Consider the following 1,197-nt stretch of genomic DNA (forward strand, 5'->3'; position numbering starts at 1 on the left):
GGAAGGTCTGCAAAACCCGCCGTCAAGGCGCGAGTCTTGCATGATGATGTCGTCAAGTTGATGCGTGGCGTAAGGACATGAAGCAAGTCAGCCTGGGATTGAACCTGTCGACCAAGAAGACGCGCAAGCGTGAGTTCCTGGAGCAGATGAACAAGGTGGTGCCGTGGGATGTGCTGGTCGGCGTGGTCGAGCCGCATTGGCCCAAGTCCAAGACGGGCCGGCCGCCCTTTGCCATCGAGACCATGCTGCGCATTCACTACCTGCAGCAATGGTTTGGCCTGAGTGATCCGGCGATGGAAGAGGCGCTGCACGACATGCCGGTGTACCGCGAGTTTGCCAAGCTCGATGGCGTACTTGATCGGCTGCCTGATGAGAGCACGATTCTGCGGTTCCGGCACCTGCTGGAGAAGCATGACCTGGCCACCGACATGCTGCGTGTCGTCAACGACCTGTTGGCCTACAAAGGGCTGCTGCTGAAGTCGGGCACGGCGGTCGATGCCACGCTGATCTCGGCACCCAGCTCGACCAAGAATGCCGAAGGCAAACGTGATCCCGAGATGCATCAGACCAAGAAAGGCAACCAGTGGTACTTCGGCATGAAGGCGCACATCGGTGTGGATGCCGACTCTGGCCTGGTGCACAGCGTGGAAGGTACGGCTGCCAACGTCAATGACGTGACCCAGGCGCACAAGCTGCTGCACGGTGAAGAAGACGATGCCTTTGGCGATGCGGGCTATCAAGGCGTGCAGAAGCGACCAGAGGCCAAGGCCGATGTGAACTGGCATGTGGCCATGAAGCCGGGCAAGCGCAAAGCACTGGATTTGAACGACCCGGCACAAGCCATCACAGACAAGATTGAGCGCGTCAAGGCGAGCATTCGCGCCAAAGTCGAGCATCCGTTTCGGGTGGTCAAGAAGCAGTTCGGCCATGTAAAGGTGCGCTACCGAGGGCTGGCCAAGAACACCGCGCAGATCAAGACCTTGTTCATGCTCAGCAACCTGTGGATGGTTCGAGGCAAACTGATGGCGGGCATGGCATGAGTGCGTCCAAAATCGAGCAAGTAAAGGCTTTTGCGGGGGTAGAGCGTCAGGTGGTGTGCGTTTTGAGGCCTGTTGTGCTCGTCTGCGATGCGGTCGGCTCATTTGTTGAAGTCATCAAGCCGCATGACGCATCACAAACGAGTTGTTCAGACCTTCC

The 1,197-nt window shown here is 58.3% G+C and carries 1 protein-coding gene; it reads left to right on the forward strand.

What is annotated here, in order from left to right; translation table 11 throughout:
• Positions 1–77: 77 nt before the first annotated feature.
• Positions 78–1,040 carry an IS5 family transposase gene (locus ABG80_RS01815; protein WP_058086090.1) on the forward strand — a complete coding sequence of 321 codons (963 nt, stop codon included), beginning with the start codon at positions 78–80 and terminating at the stop codon, positions 1,038–1,040.
• The last annotated feature ends 157 nt before the right edge of the window (positions 1,041–1,197 follow it).

Source organism: Aquabacterium parvum (genome assembly GCF_001447195.1).
GTDB classification, from domain to species: domain Bacteria; phylum Pseudomonadota; class Gammaproteobacteria; order Burkholderiales; family Burkholderiaceae_C; genus Aquabacterium; species Aquabacterium parvum.